This is a genomic window from Escherichia sp. UTM R2, from assembly GCF_048593455.1.
In the GTDB taxonomy this organism is placed as follows: Bacteria; Pseudomonadota; Gammaproteobacteria; order Enterobacterales; family Enterobacteriaceae; genus Escherichia; species Escherichia coli.
The window spans coordinates 2,522,573-2,544,652 of record NZ_JBFWDY010000002.1 but is presented as its reverse complement, the minus strand read 5'-3'; the positions used below and the strand labels follow the sequence as shown (position 1 = coordinate 2,544,652).

Here is a 22,080-nt window from a genome sequence, read left to right as displayed (position 1 = left end):
GCAGCCATGAGCGTAATTGAAACTGCAACTGTGCCGCTCGCACAACAACAGGCTGACGCACTGCTGAACGTGAAAGATTTGCGTGTCACCTTTAGTACCCCGGACGGCGACGTCACGGCGGTCAATGATTTGAATTTTTCCCTACGTGCCGGAGAAACGCTGGGTATTGTAGGTGAGTCTGGTTCGGGTAAATCGCAAACTGCATTTGCGTTGATGGGCCTGTTGGCTGCCAACGGACGTATTGGCGGATCGGCAACCTTCAATGGGCGTGAAATCCTCAATTTGCCAGAGCATGAACTCAATAAACTGCGCGCTGAACAAATCTCAATGATTTTTCAGGACCCAATGACTTCGTTGAATCCCTATATGCGCGTCGGTGAGCAGTTGATGGAAGTGCTGATGCTGCATAAGAACATGAGCAAAGCTGAGGCGTTTGAAGAGTCGGTGCGGATGCTCGATGCGGTAAAAATGCCGGAAGCGCGTAAACGCATGAAAATGTACCCGCACGAATTTTCTGGCGGCATGCGTCAGCGAGTCATGATTGCGATGGCATTGCTATGTCGACCTAAGCTACTGATTGCGGATGAACCCACTACTGCGCTGGACGTCACCGTACAGGCGCAGATCATGACGCTATTAAATGAACTGAAGCGGGAATTTAATACCGCCATCATTATGATCACCCACGATCTTGGCGTGGTGGCGGGGATCTGCGACAAAGTGCTGGTAATGTACGCCGGGCGCACGATGGAATATGGCAATGCGCGCGATGTCTTTTATCAACCCGTTCATCCTTATTCTATCGGTTTGCTCAACGCGGTGCCGCGTCTTGATGCGGAAGGTGAAACAATGTTGACCATCCCTGGTAATCCGCCAAACTTGCTGCGATTACCGAAAGGTTGCCCGTTCCAGCCACGTTGTCCACATGCGATGGAAATTTGTAGTAGCGCACCGCCGCTGGAAGAGTTTACGCCTGGCCGTCTGCGTGCTTGCTTTAAACCGGTGGAGGAACTGTTATGAATGCTGTAACTGAAGGAAGAAAAGTCCTCCTTGAAATCGCCGATCTTAAAGTGCACTTTGAAATCAAAGATGGCAAACAGTGGTTCTGGCAACCGCCGAAAACGCTCAAAGCCGTCGATGGTGTCACTCTTCGCCTGTATGAAGGGGAAACATTAGGTGTGGTAGGGGAATCGGGATGCGGTAAGTCCACCTTTGCTCGCGCCATCATCGGTTTGGTCAAGGCGACCGACGGTCATGTTGCCTGGTTAGGTAAAGAGTTGCTGGGCATGAAGCCCGATGAATGGCGTGCCGTTCGCAGTGATATTCAGATGATTTTCCAGGATCCGTTGGCATCGCTAAACCCGCGTATGACCATCGGCGAGATCATCGCTGAACCACTGCGTACTTATCATCCGAAAATGTCACGCCAGGAAGTTCGCGAGCGCGTGAAGGCGATGATGCTGAAAGTCGGGTTATTGCCTAACCTGATTAACCGCTATCCGCATGAGTTCTCCGGTGGGCAGTGCCAGCGTATCGGGATTGCTCGTGCTCTTATTCTTGAACCGAAGCTGATTATCTGCGATGAGCCGGTGTCGGCGCTGGACGTGTCAATTCAGGCGCAGGTGGTCAACCTGCTCCAGCAGCTGCAACGTGAGATGGGATTGTCATTAATTTTTATCGCTCATGACCTGGCCGTGGTAAAACACATTTCCGATCGTGTGTTGGTGATGTATCTCGGCCATGCGGTAGAACTGGGGACCTATGATGAGGTCTACCACAATCCACTACATCCTTACACCAGGGCATTGATGTCGGCAGTCCCCATACCTGATCCGGATCTGGAGAAGAACAAAACCATCCAGTTACTGGAAGGGGAATTACCGTCGCCGATCAACCCGCCTTCCGGTTGTGTTTTCCGTACCCGTTGCCCGATTGCCGGTCCGGAGTGCGCCAAAACACGTCCTGTTCTGGAGGGGAGTTTCAGACACGCCGTTTCTTGCCTGAAAGTCGATCCGCTTTAAACACAATAAGGGCTGACAGTTGTCAGCCCTTTTTCACGCCGAAAGCGATTATTTATTCCCGCCAGATGATATGGCAAAGTTTGTGATCTTTTTCGCGGCATAACAGAATGCGGGCGAAAACATCGTTGATTTCACCATCTTCACTGTCCGCCAGACCAATCACCACTTCGGCAAAAAAGTCCGGGTTCAAATCGAAATCAACATGTTCCTGCCAGTCTTCCGCCGGATCGAATAACTCCGCGCCGCCGCGCTCTTCAAACTGAAGATTGAACAGCAGAACATCAGCTGGATCGAGATTGTCGGCAGCCAGTTCGAGAAAAATATCGTAGGCCTGCTCAAGCGTTTCATCTTCAGTCAGGCGATTGTTTAGATCCATATCCATAGTCACTACCTGTTTAACCTCTGTTGGCGACGTTTTACAGCAACGGGCTGAAGAAGTAAAACAGTCGCTCGGCGACACGTTGCCATAATGGACGTTTTAGCCATAAACGGGCATCGAGCAGACGTGAACGCGAAATATAATCGTCCTGAACGGCGGCAAGGTCTGCACCAAAACCTTTATCGTCGATTGCCAGAGTAATCTCGAAATTTAGCCACAGACTCCGCATATCAAGGTTAACGGTGCCAACCAGACTTAGTTCACCATCGACCAGCACGCTCTTGGTATGCAGTAACCCGCCTTCAAACTGATAAATTTTAACCCCAGCAGCCAGCAGTTCCGTAAAGAATGCGCGACTGGCCCAGCCGACCAGCATCGAGTCATTTTTTCGCGGAAGGATAATACTGACATCCACCCCGCGCTGTGCCGCCGTGCAAATCGCATGAAGTAAATCATCGCTTGGCACAAAGTAGGGCGTTGTCATGATCAAATATTCACGCGCCGAATAAGCCGCAGTCAATAATGCCTGGTGAATGAGATCTTCCGGAAAGCCTGGGCCAGAAGCAATTGTGTGAATGGTGTGACCGCTGGCCTGTTCAAACGGCATAATATTGACATCTGGTGGTGGCGGCAGAATACGTTTTCCGGTTTCAATCTCCCAGTCGCAGGAATAAATAATCCCCATCGCGGTGGCGATGGGGCCTTCCATACGCGCCATCAGATCAATCCATTGCCCTACGCCCGCATCTTGTTTGAAGTAGCGAGGGTCGACCATATTCATGCTGCCGGTGTACGCGATGTAATTATCGATCATGATCATCTTGCGATGTTGGCGCAGGTCCATACGGCGTAAAAACACACGCATCAGATTGACCTTTAAGGCTTCGACCACTTCAATACCGGCATTACGCATTAGCTCGGGCCACGGGCTGCGGAAAAAAGCCACACTCCCGGCGGAGTCGAGCATCAATCGGCAATGAATGCCGCGTCGCGCAGCGGCCATTAATGATTCAGCCACCTGGTCCGCCATGCCGCCGGGCTGCCAGATATAAAACACCATCTCAATATTATGGCGCGCGAGCTGGATGTCGCGGATTAACGCCTGCATCACATCATCTGACTCGGTCATCAGTTGTAGCTGATTCCCTTTGACCCCAGCGATCCCCTGACGACGCTCGCAAAGCTTGAATAATGGCGCAGCGACACTGCTATTTTCTTCGGCGAAGATATGCTTACAGGCTTTAAGGTCGTTAAGCCATTTTGCGGTGGAAGGCCACATCGCTCTGGCGCGCTCAGCGCGGCGTTTGCCTAAATGGAGCTCGCCAACGGCAAGATAGGCAATAATTCCGACTAACGGCAGAATGTAAATAATCAACAGCCAGGCCATCGCGGAGGGAACTGCGCGTCGTTTCATTAGAATGCGTAAAGTTACGCCTGCAATGAGCAACCAGTATCCCAGAATGGCCAACCAACTCACCAACGTATAAACGGTTGTCATAGATTAGAAATCCTTTTGAAAGCGCATTGTTATGAGTTTACGCATATGGATTCATCTGGCAAATAAAAACGCGGGAAAAGCACTGGTCAGCGTCGGGGGCGGGGGTATAATGACCATTCTGTTATTGCATAGAGTAGTTAACATGAAGCGGAGTAGAACGGAAGTGGGGCGCTGGCGCATGCAGCGTCAGGCTAGCCGACGTAAATCGCGTTGGCTTGAGGGGCAATCGCGCCGAAATATGCGTATCCACAGCATCAGGAAGTGCATTCTAAACAAACAGCGTAACTCGTTATTGTTTGCGATCTACAATATCTAAATGTACTGGGCACCATTGCGGTGCCCAATAAGTTTACTCTTCCGTCTTTAAACTCTATTTTTGCGCCGATTCTTTACTGTCAGCTTTCGTTTCTAGTTCATCGTTATCGCTGAAAATACCATGACCTGAGTTCAACAACATTGAAACGAGCATATCATTATTAATCTCTTCACCATTTAAAACTCGCGCCAGAATTTCGCTGCCAAACAGTTGCGGTGAGAGAATGATATCCGGATGTACCATCTTAATCTTATTCAGGTTTTTGCTATCACTGACGGCGAGAACTGTTTTGACATCACTGCTCATATCTTTTGCCGAGAGTACAACAAACGCGTTATCTGCATCGTTATCACTCAGCGCCAGAATGGCCCGGCAACGATCGATTCCCGCTTTCTTTAATACAGAACTGTCATTACTGTCACCGGGGATAACATCAGCATTATCGCCTAAGCGTTGCTCAAGTTGCTTGATATCATCTTCAGGCAAGTTGCTGATAACTGTTACGTTTTGTCCGCGTTGATTCAGTTGCAGGATCGTATTGATGGCGAGAATCGAATGTCCGCAAACAATAAAATGATCTTTACGATGCATTGTATGATTGTTTCCTTTTACAAGTTTGTTGAATCCCCCGCGGATAAGCGGACCAAAAATTGAGGTCATAGATGTGGCAAAAACGGTAATGCCGGAAATAATGACCGAAATAGTGAACAATCGTGCTGATTCAGAAACAGGGACAATATCGCCATAGCCGACGGTTGACATAGTTTCTATCGAAAAATAGAACGCGGTCATCAAACTTTCTATTCGCGGATTAAAACCTTCGCTTAAATAAAGCGCACCGTAGGTTGAGTAAAACAGTAATGTCGTGAAACTAATAAATGCAAAAATTGTCCCGGCTGCGGCGCTACTGTGGGAGAAGTCTTTGCGCAGTATCAGCAAAAACACCAGCGTAAAAATGCAAAATCCAATACTAAATTTCAGCCAGGGATAAAAATGCAGGGTGTAAATTAGCGCTATCAACAACAAAATGATACTGATTGCCCATGCGAGCTTTGCCCGGAACAGTAAGCCAATGGAGTTCAGGACAAGAAAGACGCCGAGCATAAAGAGTGGGGCGTTTGCCAGCAAGGAGAGATCCAACTCTGAAAATGCTTTGATATGGAAAATATCAAGCAAATTGACCGACATACCATAGATTGTTTTAAAAATAAGCAATCCATTTAAAAAGACGGCCAGCGCGAGAATGTCGTGCCGAAGGGTCACCCATAAATTTGTTGCTGTTTGTTTGAATGTAGCCCAGTGACTCACTGATACCTCTGTAACCACAATTTTGTTTAATTATCTTAGCGTGCACATTTTCTGAACATACATGCAGCGCGTGAATGTGTTAAACAATAGTAGATGACTTTATCCGCAGTAATCAAAGGATATGAGCGAGCAACTGTACCTCAGGAAAGGTCATTTTTCCTGAATATGCTCACATCATATAAAGAAATACAGATAAAGTTATTATCTGCTTGTGGTGGTGAATGCACTGACCGGCTATAAGGAAAGGCCAAACAAGAACACGGTTGCAAAAACCGTGCCCTTAAATATTGAATCTCTATTCAGAACACTTTCTTAAATGGTTTCACTGAAACGTGTTCATAGACTCCTGCCGCTACGTACGGGTCAGCATCGGCCCAGGCCTGAGCTGCTTCCAGCGATTCAAATTCAGCAATAACGGTTGAGCCAGTAAATCCCGCAGCCCCTGGATCGTTACTGTCTACCGCTGGCATTGGACCAGCTGTCAACAAACGACCTTCATCATGCAGTAACTGTAAACGTGCTAAATGTGCCGGACGAACGGAAAGGCGTTTTTCGAGGCTATCAGCTTTGTCTTGAGCGTAAATAACATACAACACGGGCACAACTCCTTGTTCGGGAAAGTTGTAAAGTACGTTATTTGAAAGGGCGAAGATCTGCAACGGAAAGATGATGTCTTTGTTAAGGCCATGCATAAAGTAAGGGTAATTACGCCAAAAATGACATTTTCACTGATCCTGATCGTCTTGCCTTATTGAATATGATTGCTATTTGCATTTAAAATCGAGACCTGGTTTTTCTACTGAAATGATTATGACTTCAATGACCCTTGATTTACCTCGCCGCTTCCCCTGGCCGACGTTACTTTCGGTCTGCATTCATGGTGCTGTTGTGGCGGGTCTGCTCTATACCTCGGTACATCAGGTTATTGAACTACCTGCGCCTGCGCAGCCGATTTCTGTCACGATGGTTACGCCTGCTGATCTCGAACCGCCACAAGCCGTTCAGCCGCCACCGGAGCCGGTGGTAGAGCCAGAACCGGAACCTGAGCCGATCCCCGAACCGCCAAAAGAAGCACCGGTGGTCATTGAAAAGCCGAAGCCGAAACCTAAGCCAAAACCGAAGCCGGTGAAAAAGGTACAGGAGCAGCCAAAACGCGATGTCAAACCCGTAGAGTCGCGTCCGGCATCACCGTTTGAAAATACGGCACCGGCACGCCTGACATCAAGTACAGCAACGGCTGCAACCAGCAAGCCGGTTACCAGTGTGGCTTCAGGACCACGCGCATTAAGCCGTAATCAGCCGCAGTATCCGGCACGAGCACAGGCATTGCGCATTGAAGGGCAGGTTAAAGTTAAATTTGACGTTACGCCGGATGGTCGCGTGGATAACGTACAAATCCTCTCAGCCAAGCCTGCGAACATGTTTGAGCGTGAGGTGAAAAATGCGATGCGCAGATGGCGTTATGAGCCGGGTAAGCCAGGCAGTGGGATTGTGGTGAATATCCTGTTTAAAATTAACGGCACCACCGAAATTCAGTAAGCAGAAAGTCAAAAGCCTCCGACCGGAGGCTTTTGACTATTACTCAACAGGTAAGGCGCGAGGTTTTCCTTCAGGATCAACCGCGACATACTTAAATAATGCTTCTGTCGCTTTATAGCGTTGCCCAATTGGTTCAGACGCTACTTTTTTCACCCACACTTCAATATTAATGCTGACCGATGTCGTCCCTTTCTGGACACAGCGTGCATAGCAGCACACCACATCGCCGACCGCAACCGGCCGTAAGAAAGTCATTCCTTCAACCCGCACAGTCACTACGCGACCGTGGGCAATTTCTTTTGCCAGAATAGCGCCGCCAATATCCATTTGTGACATTAACCAACCACCAAAGATGTCACCATTGGCATTGGTATCGGCGGGCATGGCTAAAGTACGTAAAACAAGATCGCCCTGAGGGACGTTATGTGTTGTAGACATGGTAAAACCGACTTAAAAGGAAAATCACAGGCGCGATGCTACTATGATTTTCCTGAGGAGAACAGAGGAGATACAGCGCCAGCCCCGAAGGACTGGCAGTCTGGTTAGGATTTATCTTCCTGCGGCATGTGGCGGTAGATATAGATACCGCTTAACAATGTGAAGATTAAGGTAAGGGCGGTCAGGCCAAAGACTTTAAAGTTGACCCAAATATTTTGCGGCAGCCAGAATGCGATGTAGATGTTTGCCAGACCGCAAAGGATAAAGAAAACAGCCCAGGCCAGATTCAGCTTCGACCATACCGGTTGCGGCAGCGTGAGTTCTTTACCCAGCATCCGCTGAATTAGCGGCTTTTTCATCACCCATTGGCTGACTAACAGGGCTCCCGCAAATAGAGCATAAATGACTGTAACCTTCCATTTAATAAACTCATCATTGTGGAAGAACAGCGTCAAGCCACCGAAGACGACCACCAGAACAAAAGTGATCAGGGCCATCTTCTCAACCTTACGAAAGCGAACCCAGCTATAGATAAGCACAATCGCCGTGGCGACGATCAGCGCCGCAGTAGCCGCATAGATGTCATAAATCTTGTAAAACGCGAAAAAGACAACCAGCGGTAAAAAATCAAGAAACTGCTTCATTTTACGATTCCGTAATCAAATGCTTAAGGTTATTGGCGAATCAACATATACAGGCGGAACAGATAGATGAGCAATATGGCTGAAATCAGGTTGCTCAAGGTGTTCGCCAGTACGGCACCAATTTCCGGGGTTAATGCGGCAAAAGAAGAGGCAAAAAGCAGCAACAGTGTTTTTGCCAGCAACCAGCTCAGTACTGCGGGTGCCACCAGACGCATATTCGCCCAAGTCAGCCGCATACTGCTACGCATCGAGGCAAAAACGCCCATTTTGTCCTGTACCAACATCACCGGTGCCAGGGCCAGTAAAATGGCCATGATAATTCCCGGAACGACCACCAGCATGATGCCAATCTGTACTAAAAGGGTAGTCAGAAAAATCAGAATAAATAACTTTGGCAATATCGGCGCACTGGCACCAATAGCTCGCAGCGCACTGACTCTCTGACCCGCAGACACCAGCTGGATAATTAATATTACGCCTCCGGCGAGAATGGCGTTACCGATTAATCCTGAAAAAGTGGACGCCGCTGAAGCCTGCAGCAAAATTTGTTGCTGTTCCGGTGACATATTCTGAACCAGGTCGAACAACCCACTACTGCCGCTAACGGGCACGCCGTCATTGAGCTGCGCAAGCTGTGCATCACTGGGTGAGAAAACATGCCCTAACACCACTGTGATAAACGCACATAGCAACGATACCAACAGAATGGTCATAAATTGATTACGGAAGAAATTTCCGGTGTCACGGTATACGGACTGCGCCGTGATAGACATGCACTCTCCTTGAGTTTTATGCAGGTGTTAATTAGCGGGCAATTGTACCCTGGTTAAGCCTCGGGTGGCAGCATCAGGTCTTGTATGGAAAAGCATATCTTTGTAAAGCGGAGGTAATTGCTGGCCTTCAGGCATGGGCAAATCGCGGCAAGTGGCGACCGAGTTAATATTTGCGTAGCGAAAATATTTAAAAATTGATTTAAATCACATTAACCAGGATTCTCAATGCAACTTCTAAATTAATCCAGATCAATAAAGGGTGAATTATCATATGTAATGTGATCTATGTAGGATCATTTGTTACTCCAATGTAGGTATATTCGTCACGTTTTTATAACCATAACGACGGAGCGGATATGAAAAAGTTAACAGTGGCGGCTTTGGCAGTAACAACTCTTCTCTCTGGCAGTGCCTTTGCGCATGAAGCAGGCGAATTTTTTATGCGTGCAGGTTCTGCAACCGTACGTCCAACAGAAGGTGCTGGTGGTACGTTAGGAAGTCTGGGTGGATTCAGCGTGACCAATAACACGCAACTGGGCCTTACGTTTACTTATATGGCGACCGACAACATTGGTGTGGAATTACTGGCAGCGACGCCGTTCCGCCATAAAATCGGCACCCGGGCGACCGGCGATATTGCAACCGTTCATCATCTGCCACCAACACTGATGGCGCAGTGGTATTTTGGTGATGCCAGCAGCAAATTCCGTCCTTACGTTGGGGCAGGTATTAACTACACCACCTTCTTTGATAATGGATTTAACGATCATGGCAAAGAGGCAGGGCTTTCCGATCTCAGTCTGAAAGATTCCTGGGGAGCTGCCGGGCAGGTGGGGGTTGATTATCTGATTAACCGTGACTGGTTGGTTAACATGTCAGTGTGGTACATGGATATCGATACCACCGCCAATTATAAGCTGGGCGGTGCACAGCAACACGATAGCGTACGCCTCGATCCGTGGGTGTTTATGTTCTCAGCAGGATATCGTTTTTAATTCCGCACAAAAACGACCCCGTAATATACGGGGTCAATAAGGACATGGTATAAAGGGTATTATTTCTTCGCTTCTACGCCATCAGTTTCAGAGCGAATTAAAAATTTCTCAGTTGTTTGCGGAATATTCTGAATCAGCCAGTCGGCCATTTGCTTTTCCTCATTTAAAATCGCTTCGATGGTTGGAATTGAAGCTGTATCACCGGCATTTTTTGCTGCTGCTAATAGTGAGGTGTAACAGGCGATTTCAAATTGCTCGAAGACATATCCGCTAATAGAGCCTTTGACTATTTCATCAGAAGGGAATATACCACCGATTGACTGCCCAAGCGCAGCCATTTTACTCATGGAATCTTTAATGACTGAACGTGAAATGTCATTACGATCAAGAATAGTTTCCAGTTGAACAATCTGGTTTTTGGTTTCACTAAGATGTTGTTCAATACGAGCGCGTAGTTCAGGATAATTATCTATACGGCTGGCCATGGATTCAAGCATAGATTCGGCTTGCTTTTCCATTGCGTGGGCGTCACGTAACCAGTCATGATAATGTTCAATACGATTCATGAAAATGTCCTCTTTATAAAATGACTAAAAGTTAAAATTCATATTTCAGGCTTTATTTTCGGCTTTCTTATTTACGTTATTAATGGCCAGATCAGTCAGTTTGATGTCGGTGGCCTTTTCTTCTTCCAGGGTTTCTTTCAGAAGCTTCGCTGCTTTACGGTAACCTAATTGTTCAGCCAGCGTCGCTAATGTCCCGTAACTGGCAATCTCATAATGCTCGACTTTCTGTGCTGCGGCAATCAGTGCGGCATCACGCACTTCGTTTTTCTCGGTACTTTCGATGACCTCATTAGCTTCTTCAATAAGACCTTCCATTGCCACACATTTCATGCGCTTAATTTTCAGGTTCGATTCGGACTCCACAACTTGATCAATACGTTCAATCTGTCCATGAGTTTCCTCGAGGTGCGCATGAAAAGCCTGACTTAATTTTTCATTTGATGTTGCTCTTGCGAGTTTTGCCAGTGCCCGGGTTAATTGTTTTTCTGCGCTGTAGGTATCTGAAAGCAGGTGAATAAATACATCTTCAATGGTCTTCATATTCATATTTTTCTCCAGTGAAATCACTGCGAGCCATACGGCCCGCAGATGCAATTATCTTTATCAGCTGATATTAATAATTAACGGTGAATCAGGATTTGCCTGATTTATTACCACCGCTTTGTTGACCGCCTTTTTTACCCGCTTCAGATGCGCGTTGCGGATCATTTTTAAAATTACCGCCGCTATGCTGACCGCCTTTACGGCCTGCGTCGGATGCCTTCTCACGGTCTTCGGCGAAATTTCCTGAACCACCACGATGTTCGGCCATGTTATTTCTCCCGTTGCGTTGCATTGTTTCATTAATATGAGTGTTGTGTGTCGACACTCATTAAAATTAGTCGCTAATGAGAATTAGTCAAATTAAGCGCAACGAGAAGATAGAGGGAAAATATATTTTGAGGAACATTCTGGATATATTAACAATTACCTGAGGAATAAGTGACTTAGAGAAAATTATTGATTTTACTGGTGTTATGTTGCGGGATTAATTTGTTTGATTATATTACTGTTGGGCGGAAAAATGACGTAAGTTGACGTTCGACCGGGGTAAGCGAAACGGTAAAAAGATAAATATTAAATGAATTTAGGATTTTTCCGGCTTCATTAAAGAAAGTTAAAATGCCGCCAGCGGAACTGGCGGCTGTGGGATTAACTGCGCGTCGCCGCTTTCATCGGTTGTACAAAAACTTTCAGTGCCGCCAGCATTTTCTCTGGCTCATTAATATGTTGCTCGATGATTTTAACAATGGCCGAACCAGAAATCGCGCCCGCAGCTCCTGCATCAATCGCTGCTTTTACCTGATCCGGGGCGGAAATACCAAATCCCTGCAATGGAGGTGCAGCGTTGTACTCTTTCAGCTTCGCAACCAGATGATTGAGGGGTAACGCGGCGCGGTTTTCTGCGCCGGTCACGCCTGCTCGTGACAGCAAATAGGTGTAACCACGACCGTAAGAGGCTATCTGGCGCAGCAGGTCGTCATCGGCATTTGGCGGGCAGATGAAGATAGGTGCGACATTATGACGCAACGCGGCCTGGCGGAAGGGCGCGGACTCTTCAACTGGCACATCGGCAACCAGCACCGAATCGACGCCGACTTTTTCGCACTGGGCATAAAACTCATCAATGCCTTTGTTAAACACCAGATTGGCATACATCAACAGGCCAATGGGAATGGTCGGGTGTTTCTGGCGAATCAGTGCCAGCATTTCAAAACATTGTGCCGGAGTCACACCTGCCGCAAAGGCGCGCAGAGTGGCGTTTTGAATCGTCGGGCCATCCGCCAGTGGGTCGGAGAAGGGGATACCTAACTCCAGCGCGTCAGCACCGGCTTCAATTAGCGTATCGATAATTTTCAATGACTGCTCAATGCCCGGATCACCGAGCGTGACGAAAGGAACGAATGCGCCTTCTTTGCGCTCCTTCAACTGGGCAAACAGAGATTCGTAGCGTTCCATCAGATTTCCCCTCGTGCTTTCAAAATATCGTGAACGGTGAAGATGTCTTTATCGCCGCGACCGGAAAGGTTAACCACCAGTAGCTGCTCTTTATCCGGGTTTTCGCGCATCATTTTCAACGCATGGGCCAGGGCGTGGGAGGATTCCAGCGCCGGGATGATCCCTTCGTGCAGGCACAGCGTTTTGAAGGCTTCAAGGGCTTCATCATCGGTAATAGACACGTAATCAGCGCGTCCAGTGCTGTTAAGATACGCGTGTTGTGGGCCGACAGACGGGAAATCCAGTCCGGCGGAGATGGAGTAAGATTCTTCAATCTGCCCGTCTTCGGTTTGCATCATCGGCGCTTTCATACCGAAATAGATACCCACGCGACCATGTTTTAGCGGTGCGCCGTGCTCGCCAGTTTCGATACCGTGACCACCTGGCTCCACACCAATCAGGCCGACGTTGGTTTCATTGATGAAATCAGCAAACATGCCGATGGCATTCGAACCGCCGCCAACACAGGCGATAACGGCATCCGGCAGGCGACCTTCTCTTTCCAGAATCTGCGCTTTGGTTTCTTCGCCAATCATCCGCTGAAACTCACGCACAATGGTCGGATAAGGATGCGGGCCAGCTGCGGTGCCCAGCATATAGTGCGCGGTTTCGTAACTACCGGACCAGTCGCGCAGCGCCTCGTTACAGGCATCTTTCAGCGTCGCGGAACCGCTATGCACCGGGATCACTTCCGCACCCATTAAGCGCATACGAAAAACGTTAGGCGACTGGCGTTCAACGTCTTTGGCACCCATATAAATACGGCATTTCAGGCCGAGCAGGGCGCTGGCAAGGGCCGACGCCACGCCATGCTGACCGGCACCGGTTTCGGCGATGATTTCGGTTTTACCCATCCGCTTCGCCAGCAACGCCTGCCCCAGCACCTGGTTAGTTTTATGCGCGCCGCCGTGCAGCAAATCTTCACGCTTGAGATACAGCGTGGTGTTCGTCCCGGCTGTAATGTTCTGGCATTTGGTCAGCGCGGTTGGACGCCCGGCATAGTTTTTCAGCAGGTCGTTGAACTGAGCCTGAAATTCAGGATCTTTTTGCGCACTGACAAAAGCTTCTTCCAGCTGGCGCAGAGCAGGCATCAGGATTTGTGGCACGTACATGCCGCCAAACTCACCAAAATAGGGGTTAAGTAATGTTGTCATTGTTCCTTTCCTTAATATGCGCGCAGCGTCTGGAAAACCGAGGCCAAAAGACGTGCGTCTTTGATGCCCGGTTGCGACTCTACAGCAGAATTAAAATCAAGTCCGGCGCAGCCGGTTTGTGCCGCTTCCACGCAGTTATCTGCGCCTAAGCCCCCCGCCAGCAGAACGTTGCCAAGCGATTGACCATTTAATAGTGACCAGTCAAAACGTTGCCCGCTTCCACCCTGGCCGTTGTCTAAAACATATTTATCAACGTGCTGAAACTCGCGGGCGGGCAGGGTTTCACCGACGCTTAATGCTTTCCAGATGGCAACATGTGCTGGCAGAGCTTCACGCAGCGTATCGATATACAGCTGTTCTTCATTACCATGCAGTTGCACTGCCGCCAGCGATAACACCTTAGCTTTGTCCACCACATCGGCAATATCGTGATTGCGGAACACGCCAACATACTGCAACGGTGCCGCAGCCATCACTTCCTGCGCCTGTTCAACGTTGACGCAACGCGGTGATGTCGCAACAAAAATCAACCCACCGTAAATCGCGCCCGCGTCATAAGCTGCTTTAGCATCTTGCCCACGCGTCAGGCCACATACTTTATTCTCACCCAGCAACACCCGGCGCACGGCGGCGTGCAAATCGTCATGGGCCATCAACGCCGAACCAATCAGAAAACCGTTAGCGAAGTGGCTTAACTCGCGCACCTGAGCGTAAGTATTGATGCCGGATTCGCTGATTACCGTCACGTTGTGCCCCAGTTTCGGCGCAAGCTCGCGGGTACGGTTGAGATCAATCGACAAATCACGCAGATCGCGGTTGTTGATGCCAACGACCTTTGCCCCCAATGCAATGGCACGCTCCAGTTCCTCTTCATTACTGACTTCGGTCAGCACACCCATCTCCAGACTGTGGGCGACGGCGGCAAGCTGGCGATATTGTTCGTCATCCAGTACTGAAAGCATTAATAAGCAGGCATCAGCCTGGTAATAGCGCGCCAGATAGATCTGGTAAGGATCGATAATGAAGTCTTTACATAAAATCGGCTGCGGGGCGATTTGGCTGACGATGGGGAGGAAATCAAAGCTCCCCTGAAAATATTTCTCATCAGTCAGCACCGAAATTGCCGAAGCGTAATGTTTATAAATGGCGGCAATGCGTGCTGGATCGAAATCATCACGGATCACGCCTTTTGACGGCGACGCTTTCTTGCACTCCAGAATAAACGCCGTGCGCGCACCCTGTAGCGCATCATAAAAATGTCGCGTACTCGGCTGAACCTCATTCTGAAAACTGGCCAGCGGTTGCTGCTGTTTGCGGGTTTCTACCCAAATCGCCTTGTCTGCGACGATTTTCGCTAAAACGGTTTGCATCATTTACCCTCGTGCCGCCAGTGCGGTAACTCTGTCGTAAGCGGAACCACTGCGCAGTACCTCAAGAACGGTTTGCGCATTGGCTTGCAGATCTTCATGGCCATGCAGGCGCATTAACATGGCGACGTTCGCAGCGACGGCTGCTTCATGGGCGGCGTCGCCTTTACCTTGTAACAAGCGTGTTAAAATGTCACGGTTTTCTTCCGGTGTTCCGCCTGCCAGTTGCTCCTGGTGGTAGGGAGTCAGGCCAAAATCTTCAGCGGTCAATTGATAGCTCTTAATTTCGCCGTCATGCAGCTCGGCAACGATTGTCGGCGCGTGTAATGAAACTTCATCCATCCCGCCGCTGTGCACCACCGCCGCGCGTTGATACCCCAGCACGCGCAAGGTTTCGGCAATCGGCAGCACCAGTTCCGGACTATAAACACCAATTAACGCCAGCGGCGGATGCGCCGGGTTAATCAATGGCCCCAGCACATTGAACAGGGTGCGGGTTTTCAGTTGCTGGCGAACCGGCATCGCGTGGCGGAATCCGGTGTGATACTTCGGCGCAAAGAGGAAACATACACCTAACTCATCCAGCGCCTGGCGCGATTTATCGGCGTTCATATCAAGATTAATACCGAACGCCGCCAGCAGATCGGACGAACCAGATTTACTGGAGACGCTACGGTTGCCGTGTTTCGCCACTTTCAGCCCACAGGCCGCGGCGACAAACGCACTGGCGGTAGAAATATTGATACTGTTGCTGCCGTCACCGCCAGTACCGACGATATCAGCAAACAGATAATCCGGGCGCGGGAACGGCGCTGCGTTTTCCAGTAGCGCGGTTGCTGCCCCGGCGATCTCGTTCGGGTGCTCACCGCGAATTTTCATGCTCACCAGCGCCGCCGCCAGTTGTTCCGGCTTCAGCTCGCCACGCACCACCGCTGAAAACAGCTGGTGGCTTTCTTGTTGGCTAAGCGTCTGCGCCTGATACAGTTTTTCCAGAATCGGTTGCAGCGTGTTGGCTGGCTCTAGTTTCTGCTGCGCCCAGGCCAGCGTTTGTTCCAGCAGGCGAGCACCCTGGGTGGTGAGAATGGATTCCGGATGGAACTGGAATCCACAAACGCGATCCGCATCGTGACGTACTGCCATCACCATGCCATTAAAATGGGCGTTGATGGTTAAACCGGCCGGAATGTTACTGCCAACCAGCGAGTGATAACGCGCCACCGGCAGCGGGTTTGTTAATCCGGCAAACATCGCCTGACCGTCATGTTCAATGCTGGAGGCTTTACCGTGGAGAATTTCGCCCGCCTGACCGACATAGCCCCCGTAAGCTTCGACAATCGCCTGATGTCCGAGGCAAATGCCAATAATGGGCAGCTTGCCACGCAAGCGGGTGAGGAGTTCCGGCATACAACCGGCTTCGCTCGGCACACCGGGGCCAGGAGAAAGCATCAGCACCGGATTGCTCATGGTCGCCAGGCGTTCAATTAAGGTTTGCGCCGGAATATGGTTGCGGTAAATCACCACGTTATGCCCATTGCTGCGCAACTGATCTGCCAGGTTGTACGTAAAAGAGTCGATATTATCGAGCAGCAGAATGTCAGCCATCAGAAAGTCTCCTGTGCATGATGCGCGGTGGCAATAGCGCGCAGTACAGCGCGGGCTTTATTACGGGTTTCGTCGGCTTCCGACTGCGGAACAGAATCAAGGACTACGCCAGCACCGGCTTGCACGGTGGCGATACTGTTTTCCACCAGCGCCGAGCGGATCACAATGCAGGTGTCGAGATCGCCATGCGCGGTGAAATAACCTACCGCGCCGCCGTAGCTGCCGCGGCGACGACCTTCAGCCTCGGCAATTAACTGCATAGCGCGTACTTTCGGCGCACCGCTTAACGTTCCCATATTCATACAGGCGCGGTAAGCGTGCAGGGCGTCGAGATCGTGGCGCAGCTCACCGACCACGCGGGAGACCAGGTGCATCACGTAAGAGTAACGGTCAACTTTGGTAAGATCGGCGACGTAGCGGCTGCCGGGGGTGCAAATGCGTGCCAGATCATTACGGGCGAGATCCACCAGCATCAGATGTTCAGAAAGCTCTTTATGATCGGTACGCATTTCCAGTTCGATGCGGCTGTCGAGGTCTCTGTCCAGTGAACCATCGGCACGACGACCGCGTGGGCGTGTCCCGGCAATCGGGTAGATCTCAATCTGGCGGCTGGTGGCGTCATATTTGAGCGAACTTTCCGGCGACGCGCCAAACAGGGTGAAATCATTATCCTGCATAAAAAACATGTACGGGCTGGGATTACTCTTTTTCAGCACGTAATAGGCCGCCAGCGGTGACGGGCAGGGCAGAGAGAAACGGCGAGATGGCACCACCTGGAAAATTTCTCCAGCGCGAATCGCTTTTTGCAACAAACGCACTACGCCACCGAACTCTTCATCGCTCTGGTTACATTCACAACGCATATGCGGCACGGAAACCACCGGCAGCGGTGGCGCGGTTTCGGTCAGTTGCTGACGTAGTTCGTTCAGGCGAGCAGTGAGACGTTGTTTTTCTTCTTCATTCGGAGCAAACAGGCTGGCCTGAATACGGGTGCTTTTTTTCTGATGGTCAATCACCATCAGCGTTTCAGCGAGATAAAAACAGAAATCAGGGCAGTTATTTTCCGCTGACAGTTGCGGTAAATCTTCAAATCCCGCCACAAGGTCATAAGAGAACAGGCCGCCGAAGAACATGGCTTCTCGTTCTTCCTTCGGTACATTCAACAGATTCTGCAATAAACGGAAAGCGTCAAAAACCGAAAGGGAGCATAAGCGGGCGTCTTCATCCAGCAGTGGACTGACAGGGGGGAAGCGCAGCACACGGCAGTTTGGTGATTGTTCACTTTCCACACCCGCAGGCAGGGCGTTATCCAGTAGTGCCAGCAGGGCTTCGCCGTTGCCAGAAAGTGCCTGGATTGTGACAGTGTCACCTAAAGCTGTAATGCGCAGCGCACTGTCTACCAGCAGCAGGCTTTTTAAATCATCTTTGCTGTCGATATCTGCGGATTCCAGCAGCAGCGTTGCCGGACGATCCCCACACAACTGGTGAAAAAGCGCGGTGGGATTGTCGCGATAAGCGCCTTCGCAGGTTAGCAGTTCGAGAGTCGGTTTTTGTGTTTGCATTGTTATTCTCTAATTTTGTTCAAAAAAAAGCCCGCTCATTAGGCGGGCTGGGTATCTGATTGCTTTACGCATGGTGAATACACTGCCCGTTTCAGGAAGTGCGCCACCAACCTTTCAGTACGAAAATTGCTTTCATTGTCGATACCCTTTTTACGTGAACTTGCGTACTAGTTAACTAGTTCGATGATTAATTGTCAACAGCTCATTTCAGAATATTTGCCAGAACCGTTATGATGTCGGCGCAAAAAACATTATCCAGAACGGGAGTGCGCCTTGAGCGACACGAATTACGCAGTGATTTACGACCTGCACAGCCATACCACAGCTTCCGATGGCTGCCTGACGCCAGAAGCATTGGTGCACCGTGCAGTCGAGATGCGCGTCGGCACCCTGGCGATCACCGACCATGACACCACAGCTGCAATCGCACCAGCAAGAGAGGAAATTTCACGTTCGGGACTGGCGCTGAATCTTATTCCCGGCGTGGAAATTTCCACGGTCTGGGAAAATCATGAAATTCATATTGTCGGGCTGAATATTGATATTACTCATCCGCTAATGTGTGAGTTCCTCGCGCAGCAGACAGAACGGCGCAATCAGCGGGCGCAGCTCATTGCCGAAAGACTTGAAAAAGCGCAAATACCTGGGGCGCTGGAAGGCGCGCAACGACTGGCTCAGGGCGGCGCAGTGACGCGCGGTCATTTTGCGCGTTTCCTTGTGGAGTGCGGCAAAGCCAGTTCAATGGCGGATGTCTTTAAAAAGTATCTGGCGCGCGGGAAAACCGGATACGTTCCGCCACAGTGGTGTACAATAGAACAAGCTATTGATGTCATTCATCATTCTGGCGGTAAGGCGGTGCTAGCTCATCCTGGGCGGTACAATCTTAGTGCTAAATGGCTGAAAAGATTGGTTGCGCATTTTGCCGAACACCACGGCGACGCGATGGAAGTCGCGCAGTGCCAGCAATCGCCCAATGAACGCACCCAGTTGGCGACCCTTGCGCGTCAGCATCATTTATGGGCATCACAAGGATCTGATTTTCATCAGCCATGCCCGTGGATCGAACTGGGTCGTAAACTCTGGCTGCCCGCAGGCGTTGAAGGCGTCTGGCAGCTATGGGAACAGCCGCAGAACACCACAGAGAGGGAATTATGAGCCAGTTTTTTTATATTCATCCTGATAACCCACAGCAACGTCTGATCAACCAGGCGGTGGAGATCGTGCGTAAAGGCGGGGTGATTGTTTATCCAACTGATTCCGGCTATGCGCTCGGCTGTAAAATTGAAGATAAAAACGCCATGGAGCGTATTTGTCGTATTCGCCAGCTGCCGGACGGTCACAACTTTACCCTGATGTGTCGCGATCTTTCTGAACTCTCGACCTATTCATTTGTCGATAACGTTGCGTTTCGTTTAATGAAAAACAACACGCCGGGCAACTATACCTTCATCCTGAAGGGGACGAAGGAGGTGCCACGCCGTCTGTTGCAGGAAAAACGCAAAACCATCGGTATGCGTGTGCCTTCTAACCCGATTGCGCAAGCGTTGCTTGAAGCATTGGGCGAACCGATGCTTTCCACTTCGCTAATGCTGCCAGGCAGCGAATTTACCGAATCCGATCCGGAAGAAATTAAAGACCGTCTGGAAAAACAGGTAGATTTGATTATTCACGGCGGTTATCTCGGGCAGAAACCAACAACGGTTATTGATCTTACCGATGATACGCCGGTCGTGGTGCGTGAAGGCGTAGGTGATGTGAAGCCTTTCTTATAACAAATTGCGTTCCATGGATGGAAGACTATGGCAGGGAAGTTTCGCTGCATTTTGCTGTTGATAGCAGGGCTGTTTGTATCATCTCTAAGTTATGCAGAAAACACGGAGATCCCTTCTTATGAAGAAGGGATCTCGCTCTTTGATGTTGAAGCCACTCTGCAACCAGATGGGGTGCTCGACATCAAAGAAAATATTCATTTTCAGGCGCGAAATCAGCAGATTAAGCACGGCTTTTATCGTGATTTACCACGACTCTGGATGCAGCCTGATGGGGACGCTGCACTGCTGAACTATCATATTGTTGGCGTCACCCGTGATGGTATTCCTGAACCCTGGCATCTTGACTGGCATATCGGGTTAATGAGTATTGTCGTGGGCGATAAACAACGTTTCTTGCCTCAAGGCGACTATCATTATCAAATTCATTATCAGGTTAAAAATGCTTTCCTGCGTGAGGGGGATTCTGATCTGCTAATCTGGAACGTGACCGGTAACCACTGGCCGTTTGAAATTTATAAGACCCGTTTTTCTCTCCAGTTCTCTAATATTGCGGGTAATCCATTTAGCGAAATCGATCTCTTTACCGGAGAAGAGGGCGACACATATCGTAATGGCCGCATCCTTGAGGACGGAAGAATTGAATCCCGCGATCCGTTTTATCGTGAAGATTTCACGGTCCTCTACCGCTGGCCTCACGCTTTACTTAGCAATGCCTCGGCTCCGCAAACGACGAATATTTTCAGCCATCTTCTTTTACCCTCCACGTCATCGTTGTTAATTTGGTTTCCGTGTCTGTTCCTGGTTTGTGGATGGTTATATCTCTGGAAGCGCAGGCCGCAATTTACGCCGGTAGATGTGATTGAAACCGATGTCATTCCGCCAGATTACACGCCCGGCATGTTACGTCTCGATGCGAAGCTAGTTTACGACGATAAAGGTTTTTGTGCCGATATCGTAAATCTGATTGTGAAAGGAAAAATTCATCTGGAAGATCAGTCTGACAAGAACCAGCAAATCCTGATTCGTGTTAATGAAGGCGCGACCAGAAATAATGCGGTATTACTGCCCGCAGAGCAGTTATTACTGGAAGCGTTATTTCGTAAAGGCGATAAGGTCGTTCTTACGGGGAGACGCAACAGAGTCTTACGCAGGGCATTTTTACGGATGCAGAAATTTTATCTGCCGCGTAAAAAGTCTTCGTTTTACCGGTCTGATACTTTTTTGCAATGGGGTGGACTGGCAATATTGGCGGTCATTCTTTACGGTAACTTGAGTCCTGTAGGCTGGGCAGGAATGAGTCTGGTGGGCGATATGTTTATTATGATCTGCTGGATTATTCCTTTTTTATTTTGTTCCCTTGAGCTTTTGTTTGCCCGCGATGATGACAAGCCTTGCGTTAATCGTGTAATCATCACTTTGTTTTTACCACTGATTTGTTCAGGCGTGGCCTTCTATTCTCTCTACATCAATGTCGGAGATGTATTCTTTTACTGGTATATGCCAGCGGGTTATTTTACCGCTGTTTTCCTGACCGGTTATCTCACTGGCATGGGGTATATTTTTCTGCCAAAGTTTACCCAAACTGGACAGCAACGTTATGCCCACGGTGAAGCTATCGTTAACTATCTTGCGCGTAAAGAGGCGGCAACACACAGTGGGCGGCGTCGGAAAGGGGAAACACGGAAACTGGATTATGCGTTGCTAGGTTGGGCGGTCTCGGCAAACCTTGGCAGAGAATGGGCAGCACGTATCACCCCATCACTCACAGCGGCTGTTCGCGCCCCGGAAATTGCCCGTAGCGGCGTTTTATTCTCATTACAGACGCACCTAAGTTGCGGGGCCTATACCAGTTTGTTGGGGCGAAGTTATTCCGGTGGTGGTGCTGGCGGCGGCGCGGGTGGCGGAGGCGGTGGTGGCTGGTAATTAAGCTGATGTTAATCGAAACAAGCTTTAACCATAAAGATAGTGTAGTATGTTGCGCCTCAAAGCCAGGCCAGTTAAAACGTCGAGTCGTTTACTTAAGGCCTGAGGAGTTCAAACAGACTTTACTATCAGTGAGTCAGATGTAAGTTCTGACTCACTGTTGCACAAAAGCATATCAGACGCCTG

Annotated in this window: 24 protein-coding genes, 1 pseudogene and 1 other annotated feature; of the genes and pseudogenes, 8 read left to right on the top strand and 17 right to left on the bottom strand. The window is 49.6% G+C overall.

Translation table 11 applies throughout. The features are described 5' to 3' along the window. The first annotated feature begins 6 nt into the window (after positions 1 to 6). Both oppD and oppF read left to right on the top strand, forming a co-directional pair. Complete coding sequence (gene oppD / locus AB4H76_RS13150; protein WP_000110945.1) at positions 7 to 1,020, top strand: murein tripeptide/oligopeptide ABC transporter ATP-binding protein OppD; 1,014 nt, start codon at positions 7 to 9, stop codon at positions 1,018 to 1,020. Next, positions 1,017 to 2,021, top strand: coding sequence for a murein tripeptide/oligopeptide ABC transporter ATP-binding protein OppF (oppF, locus tag AB4H76_RS13145; protein ID WP_000994905.1), 1,005 nt, complete (start codon positions 1,017 to 1,019; stop codon positions 2,019 to 2,021). Before oppD ends, oppF begins: the two co-directional genes overlap by 4 nt. 52 nt (positions 2,022 to 2,073) lie before the next feature. On the opposite strand, the gene AB4H76_RS13140 is transcribed toward oppF, so the two are convergent. Further along, positions 2,074 to 2,403: an HI1450 family dsDNA-mimic protein gene (locus AB4H76_RS13140; RefSeq protein WP_000366959.1), complete on the bottom strand. Its 330-nt coding sequence runs from the start codon at positions 2,401 to 2,403 to the stop codon at positions 2,074 to 2,076. A 34-nt stretch (positions 2,404 to 2,437) separates the two neighbouring features. Then, positions 2,438 to 3,898: a cardiolipin synthase gene (gene cls / locus AB4H76_RS13135; RefSeq protein WP_000214516.1), complete on the bottom strand. Its 1,461-nt coding sequence runs from the start codon at positions 3,896 to 3,898 to the stop codon at positions 2,438 to 2,440. 142 nt (positions 3,899 to 4,040) lie between these two features. On the opposite strand from cls, the gene AB4H76_RS13130 reads away from it, so the two are divergent. Then, complete coding sequence (locus tag AB4H76_RS13130) at positions 4,041 to 4,214, top strand: YciY family protein (protein ID WP_001309467.1); 174 nt, start codon at positions 4,041 to 4,043, stop codon at positions 4,212 to 4,214. A gap of 54 nt (positions 4,215 to 4,268) precedes the next feature. On the opposite strand, the gene kch is transcribed toward AB4H76_RS13130, so the two are convergent. Both kch and AB4H76_RS13120 read right to left on the bottom strand, forming a co-directional pair. Beyond that, the gene (gene kch / locus AB4H76_RS13125) at positions 4,269 to 5,522 is read right to left on the bottom strand and encodes a voltage-gated potassium channel protein (protein ID WP_001295624.1); all 1,254 of its coding nucleotides are present in this window, start codon (positions 5,520 to 5,522) and stop codon (positions 4,269 to 4,271) included. Between the two features lie 299 nt (positions 5,523 to 5,821). Further along, the gene (locus AB4H76_RS13120) at positions 5,822 to 6,118 is read right to left on the bottom strand and encodes a YciI family protein (RefSeq protein WP_000967595.1); all 297 of its coding nucleotides are present in this window, start codon (positions 6,116 to 6,118) and stop codon (positions 5,822 to 5,824) included. A 223-nt stretch (positions 6,119 to 6,341) separates the two neighbouring features. Between AB4H76_RS13120 and tonB the strand changes: the two genes are divergently transcribed. Continuing rightward, positions 6,342 to 7,061, top strand: coding sequence for a TonB system transport protein TonB (gene tonB, locus AB4H76_RS13115; protein WP_001360141.1), 720 nt, complete (start codon positions 6,342 to 6,344; stop codon positions 7,059 to 7,061). Between the two features lie 39 nt (positions 7,062 to 7,100). On the opposite strand, the gene yciA is transcribed toward tonB, so the two are convergent. The 4 genes and pseudogenes from yciA to AB4H76_RS13095 all read right to left on the bottom strand — a co-directional run. Then, complete coding sequence (gene yciA / locus AB4H76_RS13110) at positions 7,101 to 7,499, bottom strand: acyl-CoA thioester hydrolase YciA (RefSeq protein ID WP_000108160.1); 399 nt, start codon at positions 7,497 to 7,499, stop codon at positions 7,101 to 7,103. 104 nt (positions 7,500 to 7,603) lie between these two features. Beyond that, positions 7,604 to 8,143, bottom strand: coding sequence for a septation protein A (locus AB4H76_RS13105; protein ID WP_000808667.1), 540 nt, complete (start codon positions 8,141 to 8,143; stop codon positions 7,604 to 7,606). Between the two features lie 29 nt (positions 8,144 to 8,172). After that, entirely contained in the window at positions 8,173 to 8,916 is a 744-nt protein-coding gene (locus tag AB4H76_RS13100; RefSeq protein ID WP_000028545.1) for a YciC family protein, read from the bottom strand. Positions 8,917 to 8,943: 27 nt separating this feature from the next. Continuing rightward, positions 8,944 to 9,033, bottom strand: a pseudogene (locus AB4H76_RS13095) (YkgJ family cysteine cluster protein); the annotation flags it as partial. A gap of 239 nt (positions 9,034 to 9,272) precedes the next feature. Between AB4H76_RS13095 and ompW the strand changes: the two are divergent. Further along, on the top strand, positions 9,273 to 9,911 hold the full coding sequence (gene ompW, locus AB4H76_RS13090; protein ID WP_000737226.1) for an outer membrane protein OmpW: 639 nt from the start codon (positions 9,273 to 9,275) through the stop codon (positions 9,909 to 9,911). A gap of 59 nt (positions 9,912 to 9,970) precedes the next feature. On the opposite strand, the gene AB4H76_RS13085 is transcribed toward ompW, so the two are convergent. From AB4H76_RS13085 to trpL, 9 genes are all read right to left on the bottom strand, one after another. Next, complete coding sequence (locus tag AB4H76_RS13085) at positions 9,971 to 10,477, bottom strand: ferritin-like domain-containing protein (protein WP_001079505.1); 507 nt, start codon at positions 10,475 to 10,477, stop codon at positions 9,971 to 9,973. Between the two features lie 45 nt (positions 10,478 to 10,522). After that, positions 10,523 to 11,023 (bottom strand): ferritin-like domain-containing protein, encoded by a 501-nt coding sequence (locus AB4H76_RS13080; RefSeq protein WP_001056490.1) that lies wholly within the window; start codon positions 11,021 to 11,023, stop codon positions 10,523 to 10,525. 85 nt (positions 11,024 to 11,108) lie between these two features. Next, positions 11,109 to 11,288: a general stress protein gene (locus tag AB4H76_RS13075; RefSeq protein ID WP_000807651.1), complete on the bottom strand. Its 180-nt coding sequence runs from the start codon at positions 11,286 to 11,288 to the stop codon at positions 11,109 to 11,111. A gap of 380 nt (positions 11,289 to 11,668) precedes the next feature. After that, a complete protein-coding gene (gene trpA / locus AB4H76_RS13070; RefSeq protein ID WP_000443067.1) occupies positions 11,669 to 12,475 on the bottom strand; it encodes a tryptophan synthase subunit alpha in 807 nt (268 codons plus the stop codon). Then, the gene (trpB, locus tag AB4H76_RS13065) at positions 12,475 to 13,668 is read right to left on the bottom strand and encodes a tryptophan synthase subunit beta (RefSeq protein ID WP_000209520.1); all 1,194 of its coding nucleotides are present in this window, start codon (positions 13,666 to 13,668) and stop codon (positions 12,475 to 12,477) included. Before trpB ends, trpA begins: the two co-directional genes overlap by 1 nt. 11 nt (positions 13,669 to 13,679) lie before the next feature. Beyond that, entirely contained in the window at positions 13,680 to 15,041 is a 1,362-nt protein-coding gene (gene trpCF, locus AB4H76_RS13060; RefSeq protein WP_000983912.1) for a bifunctional indole-3-glycerol-phosphate synthase TrpC/phosphoribosylanthranilate isomerase TrpF, read from the bottom strand. Next, positions 15,042 to 16,637: a bifunctional anthranilate synthase glutamate amidotransferase component TrpG/anthranilate phosphoribosyltransferase TrpD gene (gene trpD, locus AB4H76_RS13055; RefSeq protein WP_000763511.1), complete on the bottom strand. Its 1,596-nt coding sequence runs from the start codon at positions 16,635 to 16,637 to the stop codon at positions 15,042 to 15,044. Further along, entirely contained in the window at positions 16,637 to 18,199 is a 1,563-nt protein-coding gene (trpE, locus tag AB4H76_RS13050; RefSeq protein ID WP_077491407.1) for an anthranilate synthase component I, read from the bottom strand. The genes trpD and trpE overlap by 1 nt, the downstream gene beginning before the upstream one ends. Before the next feature lie 21 nt (positions 18,200 to 18,220). Further along, positions 18,221 to 18,314: a sequence feature (Trp leader region), on the bottom strand. After that, positions 18,291 to 18,335: a trp operon leader peptide gene (trpL, locus tag AB4H76_RS13045; protein WP_001700591.1), complete on the bottom strand. Its 45-nt coding sequence runs from the start codon at positions 18,333 to 18,335 to the stop codon at positions 18,291 to 18,293. (Overlaps the previous feature by 24 nt.) A gap of 137 nt (positions 18,336 to 18,472) precedes the next feature. Here trpL and rnm point away from each other — a divergent pair, with 137 nt between their 5' ends. From rnm to AB4H76_RS13030, 3 genes are read left to right on the top strand one after another with little or no spacing between them, the layout of a single operon-like run. Next, positions 18,473 to 19,354 carry an RNase RNM gene (gene rnm, locus AB4H76_RS13040; protein ID WP_001285663.1) on the top strand — a complete coding sequence of 294 codons (882 nt, stop codon included), beginning with the start codon at positions 18,473 to 18,475 and terminating at the stop codon, positions 19,352 to 19,354. Beyond that, entirely contained in the window at positions 19,351 to 19,971 is a 621-nt protein-coding gene (locus AB4H76_RS13035) for an L-threonylcarbamoyladenylate synthase (protein ID WP_001295575.1), read from the top strand. The genes rnm and AB4H76_RS13035 overlap by 4 nt, the downstream gene beginning before the upstream one ends. A gap of 27 nt (positions 19,972 to 19,998) precedes the next feature. Continuing rightward, positions 19,999 to 21,894: a DUF2207 domain-containing protein gene (locus tag AB4H76_RS13030; RefSeq protein WP_001301109.1), complete on the top strand. Its 1,896-nt coding sequence runs from the start codon at positions 19,999 to 20,001 to the stop codon at positions 21,892 to 21,894. Positions 21,895 to 22,080: the final 186 nt, after the last annotated feature.